This window comes from Pseudomonas sp. CG7 (assembly GCF_023701885.1).
In the GTDB taxonomy this organism is placed as follows: domain Bacteria; phylum Pseudomonadota; class Gammaproteobacteria; order Pseudomonadales; family Pseudomonadaceae; genus Aquipseudomonas; species Aquipseudomonas zanjanensis.
This window is the reverse complement of record NZ_JABAEE010000081.1, coordinates 1-17968: the sequence shown is the minus strand read 5'-3', so window position 1 is coordinate 17968 and position 17968 is coordinate 1. Positions and strand designations below refer to the sequence as shown.

The following is a 17968-nucleotide window of genomic DNA, read 5'->3' as shown; positions in this document are numbered from 1 at the left end:
CTAGACTCCCCAGCCGCCGGCAACCAGTTGCCAGTAGACGCTGTTCAAAGTACCGATCAGGATCGCAATCGAATAAGGAAAGGGTTTGCCGGCCACTTCATCCGACGTCGGCGCCAGGTAGGACTGGGCTCGCACCATCAACCAGTAGCGTCCCAGGGTCTGGAGCAGTTGGCCGCGGGCCAGGACGATCAGGAAACCGCACACACCGCCGGCGATCAGGCTGAACAGCGCCGCCCACAGTGCGTAATGAAAAGGCAGGAAGCTGCCGACCATGGTCATCAGCTTGACGTCGCCGGCGGCCATGCCACCCACTGCGTACATGGGCAGGAACAACCCGAAACAGATCAGCATGCCCAGCAGGCTGTCGCCCAGGCCACCGATCCCTCCGGTATAGACCTGGCCAGCCAATCCCAGGGCAATCCCCACCAGGACCAGCGTGTTGGGGATGCGATGGCGACGCAGGTCGCTCACCACCGCCACACCCAGCAATCCCAGCAGCAATACCGTCGACACCAGCAGTTCCATGGACATGATGCGTCTCCCTAGGGTGTGGTTATCGTTAGCAGGCGACGTTGCCATTGGCGGCTTGGCACAGCGCCCGGATCTTGGTATCCACGACGCCGCCCAGGAGGACGAATGCCGCGGCGACCAACACCGTGATCAAGCCACCCGCCACGGCGTATTCAACGATGGTCAGGCCAGCTTCATCTTTGGCGAACTTGCGGATCGAAGTTCTGATTGTCTGGAGAGTCATTTCGTATACCTCACGCTGAGAAGAAGTCACGGCTACGAAGTTGATGGGAGGGGACAGCGTGAAGTCCATTTGATTGATGCGTTGTACTCACTGCAAAAGAGTCGCAAGCGTTATTCCTTGAGCGTTACCGTGTCCCCGGGCAATGACTGGCTTACGCGCAGGCAACGTTGCCGTTGACCGCCTGGCACAGTGCACGGATCTTGGTATTCACCGCACCGCCCAGAAGCACAAACGCGGCGGCCACCAATACGGTGATCAACCCACCGGCCACGGCGTATTCCACAATGGTCAGGCCATCTTCATCTTTGGCGAACTTCACTACCGAAGCCTTGATTGTTTGAAGAGTCATTTCGCACACCTCATTGGGGTTGTTTTCTCAAGAGGCAGTACATTGCGAACTGCCTGATGCAACCCTAGTCAGCGGGTGGTCATTGCCGTTAGGAGGATTTTGCACATCGCTAGGATTTTTTTGCGCGGGCTGGGAAAGAGGCCGCGGCGGGGAATTCGCCCCTGGGACAGTCCTGAGCAGGCGTCCCGCGAGAGGATGACGGGAAGAAATTGGATTTTTATAAAAAATAATCCGGCGAAGTGATAGCACAGTGACAATACTGCTAGCTAAAGGGCAGAAAGAACCTGTGAGTGGTCGTCCTATGGCACCCAATCCGACTGGAAAGCCAAAGCTGTTATGGTTCGATCTGACCCATGATCGGTCCACCCAGGAACTCGTTTCCCAGTTCCGGGACACCTGCGACTGCACGCTGGCAAAAAACGCCATGCTGCCCAGCGCGGAACAGGTGGACATGATCTGCATCCATTTCGACCGCCCGGACACGCCGGGCCTGCGACGCCTGTTGGAGATCAAGCGGACCGTTCCCGGCACCCCCATCACCATGTTCACCGTGCAGCACTCCGAGGAACTGGCGGTGTGGGCGATGCGCTCCAGCGTCTGGGAATACATGGTGCTGCCTTTGTCCGTCGCCGAGCGAAAGCGCTACCTCACCGCCGTGGTCCAGCTGTGTGAGCTGCGCCGCCATACCAGCGGCCGGGGAAGAACCTCGCAGATCGACCACTCCCCGACCCTGCCGGACAGCATTCGCCTGACTTCCGGGCACCAGAAGCACCAGGCCCTCAGCCACATCATGCTGTACATCGACCAGCATTTTCGCGACAGCATCGATCAGCGCGACCTGGCCAAGCGCTGTGGCATGACGACGTTTCGCTTCAGCCGGGTGTTCAAGGAAGCCAATGGGCTCGGCTTCACCGACTACGTGCTGAACAAACGCATGAGCTTCGCCAAGGAACTGCTCGACAACAGCCAGATGCCCATCACCAGCATCGGCTATGAGGCCGGCTTCAAGGACCCCTCCTACTTCGCCCGCGCCTTCAAGCAATACGCCAGTTGCACGCCCAGCGAGTACCGTCTCGCGTACCAGATGCGCAGCGCGAGTCCTGCACCGGAGCCTCCGGATGAGGCGGCCCTGGAAGCGATTGAAAACCTGGTGCACAGCCTTGAGGGTTGATATTCAGGCTCACGGGGCGAGCTTTCTTCTCTCGATTGGAATGGACAGCACGATGCTGGTCCGCGTCTCTCCGTACGCGTTGATTTTCGCGATGCTGTCCTCGATCTCAGCCATGGACCTGGCGTAGATCCGGATCAGATAGGAGTCATTCCCCGTGATGTGCAGGCACTCGACGACCTCGGGTATGTCGGTGAGCGTCGCGATCAATTTGGCTTTTGCCGGCTTGAGGGTGGTGATGCCGACGACGGCCGATATGCCGTAGCCCAGTTTGGTAGGATCCAACTGGGCGCAATAGCCCTTGATGACCCCGGAGTCTTCAAGTTTGCGCAACCTGTCATTGGTGGCAGGAATAGAAAGCCCAGCATGCTTGGAAAGCTCTGTGATGGAAATGCGACCACAGTCCTGTACCTTACCCAGGATTTTGACGTCTATACGATCCATGTGCGTTTTCCCCGGTTCAAAGTATAAATTTTAATGAAAACCCCGCATTTTTCATTAAAAAAAGCATGCACCAAAATAAAGCAGCGCGCTAGTCTATTCCCAGCCTGAAAAACCTGAAAAAGAATCCGGGTAATCAATAGCCCTGCTCTTTAGCGTGACGCACTCATAATAAAATATTCTCTCCAGGGATGGTGTTCGCATGGAAGATGAAAAGAAAAAGTGTGGAGAAAAGCCCCACCCGTTGATTCAGCACATTGGCACGCAAGTCCTAAATCTCCGCCACTTCAAGAAAGACCAGATACTGATGTACCTGATGGGCGTCAGCTTCTTTTCGCTGGGTGCCAAGTGTTTCATCATCAGTCAACTGGGTACCGATCCTCTAGACGTCTTGATCATCTCGATCGATAAAATGCTTATGCTCGGCATGGGTGTTTGTTCGGCTATCGTGTCGCTGTTCTTCCTGACCTGGTGGATGCTCTGGAACAAAAAATACCCGCCGATAAGCCCCTTCATTACCACGACGCTGACCGGACTGCTGATTGATCTCTGGTCGTGGCTGGGGCTCGGAGAGTACTTGATCGTCAGGATGAACGAGTATGCGTTATTGGCCTCGGGGCTGATGCTATGTGCCTATTCATCTGCATTGATCATCATGAGCGGTATTGGCATCAGAATCATGGATCTCGTGGTATTGACCATGGTATCCAAATGGAACTGGTCATTCACCAAAGCCAAGATGATCATTGAAATCGGCATCTTTTCCAGCGGTTGGCTTTTAGGCGGGCCGTTCGGTATAGGAACGATTGCATTCCTGCTGGTAATTGGTCCGCTTATTCAACCGTTCATGAACATTAATGCCAAGCGCTTTGCACTTAAGAACTATGGATTGATGAGCGCTTCATCCGCTTACTAATAAGAAACATGACTGCCCTATAGGGCGGCAGGATGGCTTCGCCTCGACTTTTTAAACCGATGCTATTGATGGCAACTTCCGTGATGAGGAGTGAAAGATGGACACTACAAAAAATAAAAACTGGACCTTGGAAAGCAGCCCGGCAAAATTGGAAGAAATACTCCCCGGGGGAGCCGTGAAGTGTCATCTTTCCCCACGCAACTGTGTCATTCAGGAAGGCAAGGTAGGGTTTTGCAAGGTGCGCGGAAACCGCGGGGGCAGGCTCGTTACATTGAACTATGGCAAGGGCGTCCACAGCACCGAAGAAACAATCGAAACCGAAGCCGTTTTCCACTTTGCCCCCGGTGAGCGGATCCTGTCCCTGGGCAATATCGGCTGCATGCTCAACTGCGGCTACTGCCACAACTGGAAGACATCACAGGCCAAATACGTCACCGACAAAGACGTTTACTACTACACCCCCGAGCAGGTGGTGGAGACCGCGCTCAAACACGGTATACGCGTCATTTCCTGGACCTATAACGATCCGGTTGTCTGGCATGAATTCATCCTCGATACAGCAAAGCTGGCCAAGGAAGCCGGCCTGATCAATCTTTATAAATCGGCGTTTTTCATCAGTGAAGAAGCCATCGACGAGTTGATGCCGGTCATCGATATCTTCTCGATTTCGCTGAAATCCATCTCTCCGGAGTACTACCGCAAGGTCACCACGGGCTGGGTAGAGCCCGTCCTGGCGGGTAGCAAGAAAGTCTATGACGCTGGTAAATATGTCGAAGTCAGCACCTTGATGGTGACCGACATCAGCGACGACGAGGAAACGGCCCGGAAAATCAGCCAGTGGGTATTGGATGAACTGGGTCCGAACGTACCGCTGCACTTCGTCCGGTTTCACCCCGATTACAAAATGAGCAACAGCATCCGTACACCTGTGGACAGGCTGCTGAAGGCTCGGGACGTCGCTCGGAGCATGGGCGTCGAGCACGTCTACCTGGGTAACGTGAATGATGTCGAAGGGACCAATACCAGTTGCAACCACTGTAACGCCCTGCTCGTCACCCGGTATGGCCTGAACGCGGACATCATCGGACTGGACAGCAAGGGGTGCTGCTCCCAATGCGGGCATGATGCGCACTTCAAATTACTCGGCGAGCACCAGGCGTACGCCCCTGTCGAGCTGTGCGAAAACGCGCTGAGCGCTTATGAGAAGCGCAAGTTCGAATGGCACGGAGACATTGTGTCGCTGCACGCCCAAGTGCTGAATACCGAGGACTTCGAACAGACTGTCTACCTGCGACGCAACTATACGGACGGGCATAACAGCGAGTGGAAATCGCTGACCTTGCGGGCCCATGAAAGCTATCGATTCATCATTGCCAAGGCGCGCATCGATGAAACCGGTCCTGAGGTCTGGCTCCCCAACGGCGTGAACTCGAACCTTCATGAAGTCTTCGACCGGGCTCACTTCCCTACTGAGTCGATTGAAGAGATCGGCATCTCGCAAAATGACATCACCCCGACCGTTGGTTACGAGGGCAAGCAGAACATGTATGAACAGGTCATCAAACTGGTCAGCCAAGCATGAAAGTGTCGACTGAAATACTTCATATCAAGGTGGATGACCGGGACGCTCACCCTTCGGTAACGCCTATTTATCAGTGCAGCGCGTTCAATGCGGACTCGGCCTTCTTCTACTCAAGGAAAGCCAACCCCAATGTGACTGAATTGGAACAGGTCGTCGCGTCCCTGGAGGGCAGCGAATATGCCTTGGCCTACAGCACCGGGATGAGCGCGATCTATATGGTGTTGGAACTGTTGAAACCGGGGGCTTCACTGGTCATCAACAAATACATCTATGGCTGCTCTTATAAATTGTTCCAGCGCTATGCGGCACGTATCGGCGCACACCTGACGATTCTGGATCTCACCACGGCCGAGGGTTTGAAGGCCTTGCCGGCGGACGTCGACATGGTGATATTCGAAACACCGACCAACCCGTTCCTGAAAGACATTGATATCCATGCGGTCAGCAGGGCCGTCAAGCAAAACAACCCGCAGGCCCTAGTGGTCGTTGACAATACCTGGGCCACGCCGATATTCCAGAAGCCGTTGAATTTTGGCGCGGACATTTCCCTGTACAGCGCAACCAAATACTTCTCTGGACACAGTGATGTCATGGGCGGCCTGGTGTTGGTCAACAATGAGACGATCTATAACCGCCTCCTTGAGGGCCGCTTTTATTCAGGCACGATACTGACCCCCAATAGCGCCTGGTTGCTGCGCAGGAGCATGCAGACGTTCAACCTGCGCATGGAAAAACACAGCCAGACGACCGCAAGCATGGTCAATTATCTGCGTGAGTTGCCTTTCATCGAGCATGTCTATTACCCACGCATCGATGGCAAGCAGTTGACCGGCTATGGCGGCATTGTGTTTGTCGATATTCGGCCGGACCTGGTGCCCTTTTACAAAACGTTCACCAGCGCGCTCAAATGGTTTGGCACGGGCACTGGAATGGCCTGCGTCACGTCAATGGTCGCCCAGCCCTTCAGTGGCAGCCACGCCTCGATGACGGACCAGGAAAAAGCCGACATGGGCATCGAGAAGGGCCTGGTTCGATTGTGCTTTGGCCTGGAGGATCTCGACGATCTCAAGGAGGATCTGCTCCAGGCATTCGAAACCATGGAAAGCAAGGTCGATCAGAAAGATCCTGCGTAGCGGTGTCATCAAGAACAACGAGCCTTCAATGGCTCGTTGCTTTTTTATGGAGCAAAGAAAGTGTCCGGCGCATTCGAAAACACGATATTCGACGACCCCATCCTGAACGTTATCCACCTTCTAAATTCCATCGCCCAAGAAACCCCGCAGGCCATTTCACTGGCTTCCGGTCGACCCGATGATCAGCAGTGCGACCCGGCGCTCATCGACAAGGGCCTGGCCCACTACAAACATCATGTCGCCGGCACCGAGCAATCGCTGGCGACGCTGCTTTGCCAATATGGAAAATCCTCCGGGATCATCAATGAAACGATCGCCACCTATTTGCAGGTGGATGAAGGGATAACCGTCTCCAATCCTGAAAGCATCGTGGTGTGCCTGGGGTTTCAGGAAGCCTGCACCTTGACGCTCCTGTCCATCTTTGAAGGCGGTGGGGTGTTGTTGGTGCCTGACCCGGTGTTTTCCGGGATTACCGGCATCGCAAAACTGCTGGGCATAAAGATCGTCCCGGTTCCCATGGCGGCTTTTCTAGACCCGATCGCCCTGCGCAAGATCGTTGAAGCACTTGAATCCAGAGGAGAAAAAATCAAAGCACTTTATGCCGTTCCAGACTTCAGCAATCCGACCGCCGACAGCCTTTCCTATCACGCCAGGACAGCCATGCTTGCCTTGGCCAGGGAAAAGAACTTTTTCATCCTTGAAGACACGGCCTACCGCTACTTCAGGTACGAAGGCGCTGCCATTGCATCCATGAAGTCCATCGACAGCAGTCGGGTGTTCTTGCTCGGTTCTTTTGCCAAATCGATTTTTCCGGGCTTGCGCATGGGTTATGTGGTCGCTCCGCAGGGTGCCGGCGTCATGTCGTTCAACACGAGGTTGTGCAAGGCCAAAAGCCTGATCACCGTTAACACTCCAGCCCTGTGCCAAGCGGTCGTCGCCGGCGTGCTGATCGAGAACGACTACTCGCTGAAGGGGCTGAACCAGCCCAGGGTGTTGTCCTATACGAACAAAAGGAACCACATGCTTGAATGCCTTGAACGTGAATTTCCGCTCAAGTCTGGCGTTCATGGATCGGTCAGTTGGAATCACCCAACAGGCGGCTTCTTCATCAATGTGCAGCTGCCTTTCGTCTTTGGCGAAGCTGAAATGCGCGAATGCGCCCAGCAGTTCAAAGTGATCGTCTTTCCGACCACTTTATTTTCGCTGACGAATGAGGCGGCTAACCAAGTCAGGCTTTCATTCAGCAATGCCACCGCCTCAAACGTCACCCAGGCAATAGGCCGATTCAGGGCGTATGTTGAGTCCAGGCTGCAGTAGGACCTCTTTTTGTGCATCATTTTCAATCAGGTTGCCGTCGCCAGCATGACACCCGTGGCGACCTGATACGCCCCCAGAACGGCGATGATCGCCCCTGAAAAATAGTTGATCAGCCTTAGCTTGGATTCGGCAATCCGGGCCTTGAAAATGGAGGAGAACCCGCTTAACCCCAGCCACCAGGCCGCCGAGCCCAGGAATATACCGGTCACCATCGGCAACAAGGCGTGCTGGCCGCCTTGATCACTGGCCATGCCATCGCTCAACGCGGCAAATATCGCGATAAACGACAAGATGGTCATGGGGTTCGACAGGGTCAGGAACAGCGTGGTCGAGTAGGCTTTGAACATATCGGCCCGCTCACCCGCCATCGCGGTCGCGCCGACTTTCGACCGTATTGTCTGATAGCCGATATAGGCGAGGAATAGCCCGCCGAAGATGCACAACCAAGGTTTAAAGCTGATGAGCGTCGCGATGATGGCCGTGACCCCCAGGGCCCCGATGAATCCATAGATCGAATCGGCGGTGGCCGCCCCCAATCCCGTCGCGAAACCTGCCCTCCATCCCTGCATCAGGCTTCTTTGTATGCACAACAGCCCAATGGGTCCCACCGGGGCTGCAATACACAGCCCAATGACCATCGATTTAATAAAAACCAGCATAAGCGCACCTCCAGAATGGGTACTGGAAGGTTAGGAGAAGTGCTTTTTTTTAGGAATGAACTATTAATCTTCCTAAAGGTTTTCCCTTAAGTTTTGCATGAAGTAATTTCGCTTCACCTTCATTTTTAAGGTAAAGCGCCGCCAGTCTCCTCAGACACCGAAAATCGCTCGTTGTAGGCACAAGAGCGCTGGACGGCCTTTTCATGGGCATAAAAAAACGCCGCTCATATGAGCAGCGTTTTTTTGAATTTGGAGCGGGAAACGAGACTCGAACTCGCGACCCCGACCTTGGCAAGGTCGTGCTCTACCAACTGAGCTATTCCCGCAAATGGCGTCCCCTAGGGGACTCGAACCCCTGTTACCGCCGTGAAAGGGCGGTGTCCTAGGCCACTAGACGAAGGGGACACACTAACTGAAACACATGGTGTGTATTTCAGTGCCCAAATCCGCATCCGAAGATGTCGGCTCTGGCTTCACTCAGCCCTGCCCGAAAGCAACGCTGTTTAAATTGGAGCGGGAAACGAGACTCGAACTCGCGACCCCGACCTTGGCAAGGTCGTGCTCTACCAACTGAGCTATTCCCGCATTGGCGTCCCCTAGGGGACTCGAACCCCTGTTACCGCCGTGAAAGGGCGGTGTCCTAGGCCACTAGACGAAGGGGACACACGTACAACATTCACTGCTTAGAGCGTTTGGCTGAGTGCTTTACGCTGTAAGTGGCGCGCATTCTATGGATGGATTGAAGGGTCGTCAACCCCCAGATATAAATTTATTTAAATCAATGACTTCGCCCGGTTTGAGGGGGCGATCCACGGATTTCCCTCGTCCGGTCTCTGACGCCTATATTCTGTCGCCCGCCGAGACGCTATAGTCGCGCCCGGCAAATGATGGCAATGTGCTCCTACCCGGTTATGCTTCCTATAAACAGCACGACGCCCGTCTAATCGCGTCGCTCGGGCCTATGCGCTTAAAAGCCAAGCCACTACACTCATGACATGCGTACCCTAATAAAGAGGTCTTACCGGTGACACCACTCATGATCACCCTGCTCGTCGTAGCCGGGATCGCCCTGTTGATCGCCATTGGCTACATGAACCACGTGGTGGAAAACAACAAGCTGGAAAAGGCCCGCACCAAGGTAGAACTCAACGACCGCATGCGTCGCTGTGGCGAGCTCACCGAAACCTTTCCCGGGCAGTTGATGACCCCTGCCCTGAAGTTGTTGATGACCCGCCTCGAGATGAACGTCTGCCAGCGCTTGCTGAACCTGGAGAAAACCAATTCCACGGTCAAGGCACGCCTGGACGAATTGAGCGCACTGGCCGCCCAAGGTGAATCGATCCCGGTGCACAATCCGCCGGCACCGATCCAGACCGAAGCCAAGGCCAAGGACGTACGTTTTCTGCTCGAGGCTTTGCACGGCCAGATCACCCGCGCCGCCCAGGACGGTTTCCTGCCGCCCAACGAAGCCAAGCGCTGGATCCGTGAAGTGCGGCATATCCTGGTGCTACTGCACATCGAGTTCTTCAACAATCTCGGCCAACAGGCGTTGCAGCAGGAACAACCCGGGCAGGCCCGCCTGGCCTTCGAGCGCGGCGTGCAGTACTTGCGCAAGCAACAGGAACCCCAGGTCTACGCCGAGCAACTGGCCTACCTGGAAAACCTCCTGGCCCGCGCCAATGCCCAGGTCCTGGCCAGCACCCAGCCGGTCGAGGGCGAGGTCAACCAGTTGACTGAGGGCTTGAAGGACGACGAAATAAACGACGAGTGGAAAAAGAAGAAGGTCTACGACTGAGATTAAGGGCCGAAGCGAGTTCCCTTGTGGCGAGGGAGCTTGCTCCCGCTGGGCCGGCCCAACACTTCGGGCGCAACGGTCCTTGAGCGGTGGGTGCTTCGCACCCAAACGGGAGCAAGCTCCCTCGCCACAGGTATAGGTGTCGAGCCGCCACCGGCTTACAACCTGAAATGCCCCACCATTCCTTTCAACTCAACCCCCAACTGTGCCAGCTCGATGCTGGATGCGGCATTGCCGCGCATCGCCAGGGAAGATTGATCGGCGCTGGCGCGAATACTGGTCACGCTGCGATTGATCTCTTCGGCCACCGAGCTCTGTTGCTCGGCCGCCGCGGCGATCTGTTGGTTCATCTGCTGGATCAACGACACCGCCGCCGCAATGCTGCCCAAGGCGCTCTCGGTCTGCAGTGCGTCGCTGACCGCCATCTTCACCAGCTCGCCGCTGCTCTGGATCTGCTGAACGGAGGCCTGGGCCGCTGAACGCAAGGCGCTCACCAGCCGTTCGATCTCCTCGGTGGACTGTTGCGTGCGCCTGGCCAGGGCCCGCACTTCATCGGCAACGACTGCGAAGCCCCTGCCCTGTTCCCCGGCGCGGGCCGCCTCGATAGCGGCATTGAGCGCCAGCAGGTTGGTTTGCTCGGCCACGCTCTTGATGACTTCCAGCACCGTGCCGATGTTCTGGATCTCGGCGCTGAGGCTTTCGATGCTGGAACTGGCCGACGTCGCCGAATCGGCCAGTTGTTCGATGCGCACCATGCTCTGGCGCACCACCTGCTGGCCGCTTTCGACCTTGTCGTCGGCCGTCTGGGCCGCTTGTGCCGCTTCTTCGGCATTGCGCGCCACATCGTGCACGGTGGCGGTCATCTGGTTCATGGCCGTGGCGACCTGCTCGGTTTCCTCTTTCTGGCTGCTGACTTCCAGGTTGGTCTGCTCGGTCACCGCCGACAGCGACTGCGCCGAATTGGCCAATTGCTCGATCCCGGCCTGCAAGCCGCTGACGATACTGCTCAACCCTGCGCCCATCTGTTGCATGGCCAGCATCAACTGGCCAATCTCGTCCCGGCGCGTCACTTCGACCGTGGCGCTCAAGTCACCCGCCGCGATCCGCTGGGCAACGCGAATGACGCTGCGCAGCGGCGTCACGATCAGCCGCGTGATAACCCACGCCGCGATCAACCCCACCAGCAACGCCAAGGCCGACGAACCGACGATCAGCAGCGAGTTCTTCTTCAATTCTGCCTGCATGGCCTGGTCTTCGGCACTGAAGGCCTGGTCGACCCGCGCCACCACTTGGTCGGCCCGCTCGTGCAGTTGCTGGTAGACGATTTTTTCCTTCGCCAGCAGTCCGGTGTACTCGGCCAGTTGCTGGTTGAAACCGGCGATGTGGCCGGCCACTTCGTTCAGCACGGTCTGGTAACCCGGGTCCTTGACCGTGGTCTTGAGCGCTTCGGCCTGTTTCATCGCCTGCTCGGCCTGTTCAATGCTGCCTTCTCCGGCGCCCTCGACATTGCCTTTGCGGCTCTGGTCCAGGCGGACCCGCGCTTCATTCATGGCCTGCAACATCAACCGCGACACTTCGCTGATCTGGTTGGCCTGCTCGATGAATTCGGCACCCTCCTTGCCTTCGGAGTCTTTCAAGGTATAGGTACCGTCATCCGCCAGCCCGGCCTGCAACACATCAAGGTTGTTGGCCACGCTGGACACCGACCAACTGGCCATTTCCAGTGCCAGGTCCTTGCTCTGGCTCAACCCGACAAACTCATCGAACGCCTTGCGGTACGCGCCCAGCGCCTGCTCGACATCATTCATCACCGGCACATTGGCTGCCGACTGTGCCTTGAGCTCGTTCGCCAGGGCCACAAGCCCGTCGACCCCTTGGCGCAGGGCATCGGCCGTCTTGGGGTCGGAACGCGAGGCGTACTCCTGCTCCAGCAGCCGGACCTTGAGCAACCCGCTGTTGAGGGACGACATCTGTTTCAGGCCACCGAAACGATGGCTGATGGTCTGCAGGGACCAGACGCCGATGGCCGCGACCACAGCGGTCAACAGCAGCACCAGGACAAATCCGATACCCAGTTTTTTTGCCATACCCAGGTTGGCAAAACGTCCTTGCACGGCCGAAATCATTGCGCCCAGTCCTCTGCCAGTGTGTGTTGATTGCAGATTCGCAACGAGACGCCCTGCAACACAAGATGCTGGCGTCGGAATAATGGCAAAAAGCTACAGCTTCGTCGTTTTCAGGACACTTGAGGTCGATCCAGCGTTGCGGCCCGAAAAAAAACCAGCGCCCGGGGATCACGGGCATAGGCCACGTTGATCCGTAGCCAGTCGCTGTCAGCGCCCGAAGGACTGAAGGCCGTAGACGAAGACAACAGCACACCGAAGCGCCTGGCCAGACGCTGTAATCCAGCGTAGTCGTTGATTGGCGGTTTCGCCCAGATGAAAAGCCCTCCGGTGGGTTTGCCAAACACCTCCCAGTCGGCGTCCTCCAATACCTGCAACAGCGCCGCCGTATCGACGCCCAGGCGTTGCCGCTGGCGCTGGACCAGCTTGCGATAGGCCCCGTTGGCCAGGAGAGTGGCAAGCACCGACTCACAGAACCGCGACACGCCCATGCTTGTAATGCCCTTGACCTCGCTCAGACGCGCAATGGTGGACGGCCCGGCCACCACAAAACCGACGCGTAACGAACTGCTCAGGGTCTTCGAGAAACTGCCCACGTAGACCACGTCGGCATCCAGCGCCGCCAGCCGGGTCCGCGCCGAGCTCTGGAAGTCGCCATAGGCATCGTCTTCGATCACCAGCACGGCGTGTTGCTTCGTCAATTGCAGCAACCGTTGGGCCACGGCCGGGGCCAGGCTGGTGCCGGTCGGATTGTGGCAGGCGCTGTTGACGAACAGCGCACTGGGCCGGTGTTTCGCCAACAAGTCTTGCAGCACATCGACGTCCGGGCCGCGCGGGGTCCTGGGCAGTTCGAGCATCTCGATCTTGTGCAACCGGAGCAGGTCGAACAGGTTTGAATAGCCTGGGCTCTCCACTATCACGCAAGCGCCTGGCTGCAACAGTGTCCGCACGATCAGGTCCAGCCCCTGGGTCGCCCCAGCGGTGGTCAGGATCGAGTCTTTATCAGCCTCGATATTGAATTGCTTCAGGCGCCTGGACAGTTGCTCGCGCAAGGCGGGCAGCCCCAACGGCGTGCTGTAGTTGAACAACCCCGCCATATCGGTGCGGGTGACCTGACGGATCGCATAGCCCAGGTCATCGCTTTCACGCCAGCTCTCGGGCAACCCGCCACACCCCAGCGGCAACGCCCATTGCGGGATTTCACCGCCTTCAGCGAACGTGTCCTGCTGGCGACTCGGGTCGGTGGACACGACCCCGGGCGCCGGGGATGGTGCGACAAAAAAGCTGGAACCATGCCGGGACGCCAGCAGGCCTTGGGCAACCAGGCGCTCACACGCTTCATTGACGCTGGACTGGCTGAGCAGGTTCTGCCGCGCCAGTTGGCGGACGGACGGCAGGCGAGTCCCTGGTTGCACCGCATCCTGTCGGATCCATCCAGTCAGCGCGTCGACGATTTGCTGCACGACAGGCACCAAGGCCTGTCGGTCGATTCTCAACTCCATGAGTAACCAAGCTCCTAAGCGTTTGTTTTATTTCCGGAAACAGTTAAGCACAGGCCATCCCCCAGCGATGTACGACAAAGCCGCCAAAACCGCTGATTCTCACCCTTTGAAACACATTGATAGACCGTGTCCACCCCCCAAAGAAAAAGCCCGCAACCAGTGCGGGCTTCGTCCTACACGCCAAGGGAAGCGTCCTCAGAACGCCGTGACCCCACCGTCCACCGCCAGGGAATGGCCGGTGGTGAACGCCGCGCCGTCGCTGCACAGGTACAGCACGGCGCTGGCGATTTCCTCGACCTTGCCGATACGCCCCACCGGGTGCATGGCATTGGCGAACTCGCCTTTTTTCGGGTCTGCCTCGTAGGCCCGACGGAACATGTCGGTGTCGATCACCGCCGGACAGACCGCGTTCACGCGGATCTTCTTCTTGGCGTATTCGATGGCGGCCGATTTGGTCAAGCCGATCACGGCGTGCTTGGAGGCGGCATAGATGCTCATTTTCGGCGCTGCGCCCAGGCCGGCCACCGAGGCCGTATTGACGATAGCGCCGCCGCCCTGGGCCAGCAGCAAAGGCAACTGGTACTTCATGCACAACCAGACGCCTTTTACATTGACCCCCATGATCGCGTCGAACTCATCGAGGGTGCCGTCGGCCAGCTTGCCCTTCTCGATCTCGATCCCGGCGTTGTTGAAGGCGTAGTCAAGGCGACCGTAGGTCTTGATCACCTCGTCCATCAGTTGCTGCACATCGCTTTCCAGCGTGACATTGCAGCGCACGAACACTGCGTCGCCGCCCGCATCACGAATCGCCTGCACCGTACCCTCGCCGCCCGCCGCGTCCAGGTCGGCCACCACGACTTTCAGGCCCTCTGCCGCAAATGCCTGAGCGGTAGCGCGGCCAATGCCAGCGGCGGCGCCCGTGACCACGGCAACCTGTCCGGAAAACGTCATGCTCATTGTCAGTTCCTCGAAGAATGCGGGAGATGACGCCAGTCTAGCCACAGGTCCCGAGAGCACGGCAGCACTATCCAACTGCCGGTTGAGCATTCATGGGTGCCAGTGATAAGGCCCCTGGGCGAACTATCACTGTGTTGGATCGAACTGCATTCGCTGTATCGGCAAAGCTTGCGGCAAATGCTTCGAAGGTCTATCAACAAGACTTCATTCATCTTGAGTGCCAACCATGACCGCCCAGACCAATCGCCAGTTCCTGCTCGCCAAACGCCCGGTAGGCGCCGCGACCCGCGAGACGTTCACCTATCAGCAAGTCCCGGTGGGCGAACCGGCAGCCGGCCAGATCCTGGTGAAGAATGAATACCTGTCCCTGGACCCGGCCATGCGCGGGTGGATGAACGAGGGCAAATCCTACATCCCGCCGGTCGGCATCGGTGAAGTGATGCGGGCATTGGGCGTCGGCCAGGTGATCGCCTCGAACAACCCGGGGTTCGCGGTCGGGGACTACGTCAACGGGGCCTTGGGTGTGCAGGATTACTTCCTCGGCGAGCCAAGAGGTTTCTACAAAGTCGATCCGAAACTGGCACCGCTGCCCCGCTACCTGTCCGCCCTGGGCATGACCGGCATGACCGCCTACTTCGCCCTGCTGGACGTCGGCGCGCCCAAGGCCGGCGAGACCGTGGTACTGTCGGGGGCCGCCGGTGCGGTGGGCAGCATCGCCGGGCAGATTGCCAAGCTCAAGGGCTGTCGCGTGGTGGGCATTGCCGGCGGCGCCGACAAATGCAAATTCCTGGTGGATGAACTGGGCTTCGACGGCGCCATCGACTACAAGAACGAAGACGTCCATGCCGGCCTCAAGCGCGAGTGCCCCAAAGGCGTGGACGTGTATTTCGACAATGTCGGGGGCGACATCCTCGATGCCGTACTCAGCCGCCTGAACCTCAAGGCCCGCGTGGTGATCTGCGGCGCCATCAGCCAGTACAACAACAAGGAAGCGGTGAAAGGCCCCGCCAATTACCTGTCACTGCTGGTCAACCGGGCACGCATGGAAGGCTTCGTGGTCATGGACTACGCCTCGCAGTTCGCTGCCGCCGGGCAGGAAATGGCCGGCTGGATGGCCAAGGGTCAGCTCAAGAGCAAGGAAGATATCGTCGAAGGACTGGAGACGTTTCCCGAGACGCTGACCAAGTTGTTCAGCGGGGAGAACTTCGGGAAGCTCGTCCTCAAGGTCTGATACGCATCAGCTGTGGATGCAGGTTAAGGCCTGACACAAAACAACTGTGAGAGCGAGCTTGCCCGCGATGGGGCCCTGTCAGTCAACATTGATATTGACTGACCTACCGCTATCGCGAGCAAGCTCGCTCCCACAGTAGGGATCCTCAGTGTTTGCTCAGGCCAGTTCGGCCACGACCGCCGCCAAGGCCTTGGCCGGATCGGCGGCCTGGCTGATCGGGCGACCGCTCACCAGGTAGTCGGAGCCGGCATCCAGCGCCTGGCGCGGGGTCAGGATGCGACGTTGGTCGTCCTGGGCGCTGCCCGCCGGACGAATCCCCGGGGTCACCAGTTGCAGCGCCGGATGGGCTGCTTTCAAAGCGCCGGCCTCCAGGGCTGAACAGACCAGACCGTCCAGGCCGGCCTTCTGCGCCAACGCCGCCAAGCGCAGCACCTGCTCCTGGGGCTCGATGTCCAGGCCGATCCCGGCCAGGTCCTCGCGCTCCATGCTGGTCAACACGGTCACGCCGATCAGCAACGGTTTCGGGCCGCTGCGCTGATCCAGCACTTCACGGCAGGCCGCCATCATGCGCAGGCCACCGGAGCAATGCACGTTGACCATCCACACGCCCATCTCCGCAGCCGCCTTGACGGCCATGGCGGTGGTGTTGGGGATATCGTGGAATTTCAGGTCCAGGAACACTTCGAAACCCTTGTCACGCAGGGTCCCGACAATTTCCGCAGCGCAACAGGTGAACAGTTCCTTGCCGACTTTGACCCGGCAAAGCGTGGGGTCCAACTGGTCGGCCAGCTTCAGGGCGGCGTCACGGGTGGGGAAATCCAGGGCGACGATGATGGGCGTCTGGCAGGCGGACATGAGCGGGCTCTCAGGCAAGTCGAAATCGGCGCGCATTGTAGCGGAAGGAGCGCCCGTGCGGGACCCGATGATCGGTAAATCTCATCGTCCCTCGCCGCAGCATGGACGATACCGGCCTTTGTGTCGAAGCCGATACATTCATGACATGCATACAACACGTCGACACGCTACCGTCCGCCGCCACAACCCGCCCTTTTCACCGCTTCACGCCTCGCGGCACGACGCCTATGCTGAAGCCTCAACCTCGCCGCCTTCTTTGCGGTTGGCAGCCAACCTGGCAGATGATGCATCTATGCAGACCCACCCTGTTGCAAATTCTGACACTCAAGATGACAAGCGCTGGAGCACTCGCGCGCTGATCGTCGATGATGACGTGCCGATCCGCGAACTGCTGATCGATTACCTGGCCCGCTTCAGCATTCGGGCCAGCGGCGTGACCGATGGCGCGGCCATGCGCCAGGCGATGAAGGCTGAGCACTTCGACGTGGTCGTGCTCGACCTGATGCTCCCGGGTGAGGACGGCTTGCAGTTGTGCCGCTGGTTGCGCGCCGAATCGGACATCCCGATCCTGATGCTCACCGCCCGTTGCGAGCCCACCGACCGCATCATCGGCCTGGAACTGGGCGCCGATGACTACATGGCCAAGCCGTTCGAACCCAGGGAACTGGTGGCACGTATCCAGACCATCCTGCGCAGGGTGCGCGACGACCGCACCGAGCAGCGGGCCAATATCCGTTTCGACAACTGGCGGCTCAACAGCGTATTGCGCCAACTGATCTCGGGCGACGGGTTGGTGGTGCCACTGTCCAATGCCGAGTTCCGCCTGTTGTGGGTCTTCATCGAACGACCGCGCCGGGTGCTCAGCCGCGAACATCTGCTGGACGCGGCGCGTGGTCGCTCCATCGAAGCGTTCGCCCGCAGCATCGACTTGCTCGTGTCACGCCTGCGCCAAAAGCTGGGCGACGACCCCAAGGCCCCGCAACTGATCAAGACGGTGCGCGGTGAGGGTTATTTATTCGACGCCCGGGACATCGGTTGATGCGATTGCGCCTGGACTCCTTGTTCGGTCGCCTGTTCGGCGTGTTGCTGCTGGCGAGAGTCCTGGCTCATCTGCTGGCCTTTGCCTGGTTTTTCGATTAAGACCAACCGCCACCTCCCGGGCCTCCGCCTGGAATGATCCAGCAAG

At 58.2% G+C, this 17968-nt stretch carries 17 protein-coding genes, 4 tRNA genes and 1 pseudogene; 8 read left to right on the top strand and 14 right to left on the bottom strand.

Annotation, left to right across the window (positions count from 1 at the left end; all coding sequences use genetic code 11):
• From HGO40_RS25175 to HGO40_RS25165, 3 genes are all read right to left on the bottom strand, one after another.
• Nucleotides 1–531 (bottom strand): A24 family peptidase, encoded by a 531-nt coding sequence (locus HGO40_RS25175; protein ID WP_186707159.1) that lies wholly within the window; start codon nt 529–531, stop codon nt 1–3.
• Nucleotides 532–559: 28 nt separating this feature from the next.
• Nucleotides 560–754: a Flp family type IVb pilin gene (locus HGO40_RS25170; protein WP_250965230.1), complete on the bottom strand. Its 195-nt coding sequence runs from the start codon at nt 752–754 to the stop codon at nt 560–562.
• Between the two features lie 151 nt (nt 755–905).
• Nucleotides 906–1103 (bottom strand): Flp family type IVb pilin, encoded by a 198-nt coding sequence (locus HGO40_RS25165; protein ID WP_186707157.1) that lies wholly within the window; start codon nt 1101–1103, stop codon nt 906–908.
• A 301-nt stretch (nt 1104–1404) separates the two neighbouring features.
• Between HGO40_RS25165 and HGO40_RS25160 the strand changes: the two genes are divergently transcribed.
• The gene (locus tag HGO40_RS25160) at nt 1405–2274 is read left to right on the top strand and encodes a response regulator transcription factor (RefSeq protein ID WP_250965229.1); all 870 of its coding nucleotides are present in this window, start codon (nt 1405–1407) and stop codon (nt 2272–2274) included.
• Between the two features lie 9 nt (nt 2275–2283).
• Here the strand turns inward: HGO40_RS25160 and HGO40_RS25155 are convergent, their stop codons facing one another.
• A complete protein-coding gene (locus HGO40_RS25155; RefSeq protein ID WP_250965228.1) occupies nt 2284–2715 on the bottom strand; it encodes an Lrp/AsnC family transcriptional regulator in 432 nt (143 codons plus the stop codon).
• A 199-nt stretch (nt 2716–2914) separates the two neighbouring features.
• Between HGO40_RS25155 and HGO40_RS25150 the strand changes: the two genes are divergently transcribed.
• From HGO40_RS25150 to HGO40_RS25135, 4 genes are all read left to right on the top strand, one after another.
• Nucleotides 2915–3628, top strand: a complete 714-nt coding sequence (locus tag HGO40_RS25150) for a YczE/YyaS/YitT family protein (RefSeq protein ID WP_250965227.1) — start codon at nt 2915–2917, stop codon at nt 3626–3628.
• A gap of 97 nt (nt 3629–3725) precedes the next feature.
• The gene (gene amrS, locus HGO40_RS25145) at nt 3726–5210 is read left to right on the top strand and encodes an AmmeMemoRadiSam system radical SAM enzyme (RefSeq protein WP_250965226.1); all 1485 of its coding nucleotides are present in this window, start codon (nt 3726–3728) and stop codon (nt 5208–5210) included.
• The gene (locus HGO40_RS25140; RefSeq protein WP_250965225.1) at nt 5207–6343 is read left to right on the top strand and encodes a PLP-dependent transferase; all 1137 of its coding nucleotides are present in this window, start codon (nt 5207–5209) and stop codon (nt 6341–6343) included. Before amrS ends, HGO40_RS25140 begins: the two co-directional genes overlap by 4 nt.
• A 60-nt stretch (nt 6344–6403) precedes the next feature.
• Nucleotides 6404–7660, top strand: coding sequence for an aminotransferase-like domain-containing protein (locus HGO40_RS25135; RefSeq protein WP_250965224.1), 1257 nt, complete (start codon nt 6404–6406; stop codon nt 7658–7660).
• A 26-nt stretch (nt 7661–7686) separates the two neighbouring features.
• On the opposite strand, the gene HGO40_RS25130 is transcribed toward HGO40_RS25135, so the two are convergent.
• The 5 genes from HGO40_RS25130 to HGO40_RS25110 form a co-directional block, all read right to left on the bottom strand.
• Nucleotides 7687–8319, bottom strand: coding sequence for a LysE family translocator (locus tag HGO40_RS25130; protein ID WP_250965223.1), 633 nt, complete (start codon nt 8317–8319; stop codon nt 7687–7689).
• 250 nt (nt 8320–8569) lie between these two features.
• A tRNA-Gly gene (locus HGO40_RS25125) sits at nt 8570–8645 on the bottom strand.
• Between the two features lie 3 nt (nt 8646–8648).
• Nucleotides 8649–8724: transfer RNA gene (locus HGO40_RS25120), tRNA-Glu, on the bottom strand.
• Nucleotides 8725–8828: 104 nt separating this feature from the next.
• Nucleotides 8829–8904, bottom strand: a tRNA-Gly gene (locus HGO40_RS25115).
• A 2-nt stretch (nt 8905–8906) separates the two neighbouring features.
• A tRNA-Glu gene (locus tag HGO40_RS25110) sits at nt 8907–8982 on the bottom strand.
• Nucleotides 8983–9355: 373 nt separating this feature from the next.
• Between HGO40_RS25110 and HGO40_RS25105 the strand changes: the two genes are divergently transcribed.
• Nucleotides 9356–10114, top strand: a complete 759-nt coding sequence (locus tag HGO40_RS25105) for a hypothetical protein (RefSeq protein ID WP_250965222.1) — start codon at nt 9356–9358, stop codon at nt 10112–10114.
• Between the two features lie 158 nt (nt 10115–10272).
• On the opposite strand, the gene HGO40_RS30970 is transcribed toward HGO40_RS25105, so the two are convergent.
• From HGO40_RS30970 to HGO40_RS25090, 4 genes and pseudogenes are all read right to left on the bottom strand, one after another.
• Complete coding sequence (locus HGO40_RS30970; RefSeq protein WP_434576387.1) at nt 10273–10977, bottom strand: methyl-accepting chemotaxis protein; 705 nt, start codon at nt 10975–10977, stop codon at nt 10273–10275.
• A gap of 204 nt (nt 10978–11181) precedes the next feature.
• Nucleotides 11182–11358, bottom strand: a pseudogene (locus tag HGO40_RS30965) (HAMP domain-containing protein); the annotation flags it as partial.
• A gap of 992 nt (nt 11359–12350) precedes the next feature.
• Nucleotides 12351–13739, bottom strand: a complete 1389-nt coding sequence (locus HGO40_RS25095) for an aminotransferase-like domain-containing protein (protein ID WP_250965220.1) — start codon at nt 13737–13739, stop codon at nt 12351–12353.
• Nucleotides 13740–13934: 195 nt separating this feature from the next.
• Nucleotides 13935–14696 carry an SDR family oxidoreductase gene (locus HGO40_RS25090; RefSeq protein ID WP_250965219.1) on the bottom strand — a complete coding sequence of 254 codons (762 nt, stop codon included), beginning with the start codon at nt 14694–14696 and terminating at the stop codon, nt 13935–13937.
• A 226-nt stretch (nt 14697–14922) separates the two neighbouring features.
• Between HGO40_RS25090 and HGO40_RS25085 the strand changes: the two genes are divergently transcribed.
• Complete coding sequence (locus HGO40_RS25085; RefSeq protein ID WP_186730477.1) at nt 14923–15927, top strand: NADP-dependent oxidoreductase; 1005 nt, start codon at nt 14923–14925, stop codon at nt 15925–15927.
• Nucleotides 15928–16083: 156 nt separating this feature from the next.
• Here HGO40_RS25085 and pyrF read toward each other — a convergent pair whose 3' ends face one another.
• Nucleotides 16084–16782 (bottom strand): orotidine-5'-phosphate decarboxylase, encoded by a 699-nt coding sequence (gene pyrF / locus HGO40_RS25080; RefSeq protein ID WP_250965218.1) that lies wholly within the window; start codon nt 16780–16782, stop codon nt 16084–16086.
• Between the two features lie 292 nt (nt 16783–17074).
• Between pyrF and HGO40_RS25075 the strand changes: the two genes are divergently transcribed.
• Nucleotides 17075–17821: a response regulator gene (locus HGO40_RS25075; protein ID WP_250965217.1), complete on the top strand. Its 747-nt coding sequence runs from the start codon at nt 17075–17077 to the stop codon at nt 17819–17821.
• Nucleotides 17822–17968: the final 147 nt, after the last annotated feature.

Bases quoted from the DNA above. Each gene is read 5' to 3' on its own strand.
- HGO40_RS25175 (WP_186707159.1), bottom strand. From the start codon at position 531: ATGTCCATGGAACTGCTGGTGTCGACGGTATTGCTGCTGGGATTGCTG.
- HGO40_RS25170 (WP_250965230.1), bottom strand. From the start codon at position 754: ATGACTCTCCAGACAATCAGAACTTCGATCCGCAAGTTCGCCAAAGAT.
- HGO40_RS25165 (WP_186707157.1), bottom strand. From the start codon at position 1,103: ATGACTCTTCAAACAATCAAGGCTTCGGTAGTGAAGTTCGCCAAAGAT.
- HGO40_RS25160 (WP_250965229.1), top strand. From the start codon at position 1,405: ATGGCACCCAATCCGACTGGAAAGCCAAAGCTGTTATGGTTCGATCTG.
- HGO40_RS25155 (WP_250965228.1), bottom strand. From the start codon at position 2,715: ATGGATCGTATAGACGTCAAAATCCTGGGTAAGGTACAGGACTGTGGT.
- HGO40_RS25150 (WP_250965227.1), top strand. From the start codon at position 2,915: ATGGAAGATGAAAAGAAAAAGTGTGGAGAAAAGCCCCACCCGTTGATT.
- amrS (WP_250965226.1), top strand. From the start codon at position 3,726: ATGGACACTACAAAAAATAAAAACTGGACCTTGGAAAGCAGCCCGGCA.
- HGO40_RS25140 (WP_250965225.1), top strand. From the start codon at position 5,207: ATGAAAGTGTCGACTGAAATACTTCATATCAAGGTGGATGACCGGGAC.
- HGO40_RS25130 (WP_250965223.1), bottom strand. From the start codon at position 8,319: ATGCTGGTTTTTATTAAATCGATGGTCATTGGGCTGTGTATTGCAGCC.
- HGO40_RS25105 (WP_250965222.1), top strand. From the start codon at position 9,356: ATGATCACCCTGCTCGTCGTAGCCGGGATCGCCCTGTTGATCGCCATT.
- HGO40_RS30970 (WP_434576387.1), bottom strand. From the start codon at position 10,977: ATGACCGCCACCGTGCACGATGTGGCGCGCAATGCCGAAGAAGCGGCA.
- HGO40_RS25095 (WP_250965220.1), bottom strand. From the start codon at position 13,739: ATGGAGTTGAGAATCGACCGACAGGCCTTGGTGCCTGTCGTGCAGCAA.
- HGO40_RS25090 (WP_250965219.1), bottom strand. From the start codon at position 14,696: ATGAGCATGACGTTTTCCGGACAGGTTGCCGTGGTCACGGGCGCCGCC.
- HGO40_RS25085 (WP_186730477.1), top strand. From the start codon at position 14,923: ATGACCGCCCAGACCAATCGCCAGTTCCTGCTCGCCAAACGCCCGGTA.
- pyrF (WP_250965218.1), bottom strand. From the start codon at position 16,782: ATGTCCGCCTGCCAGACGCCCATCATCGTCGCCCTGGATTTCCCCACC.
- HGO40_RS25075 (WP_250965217.1), top strand. From the start codon at position 17,075: ATGCAGACCCACCCTGTTGCAAATTCTGACACTCAAGATGACAAGCGC.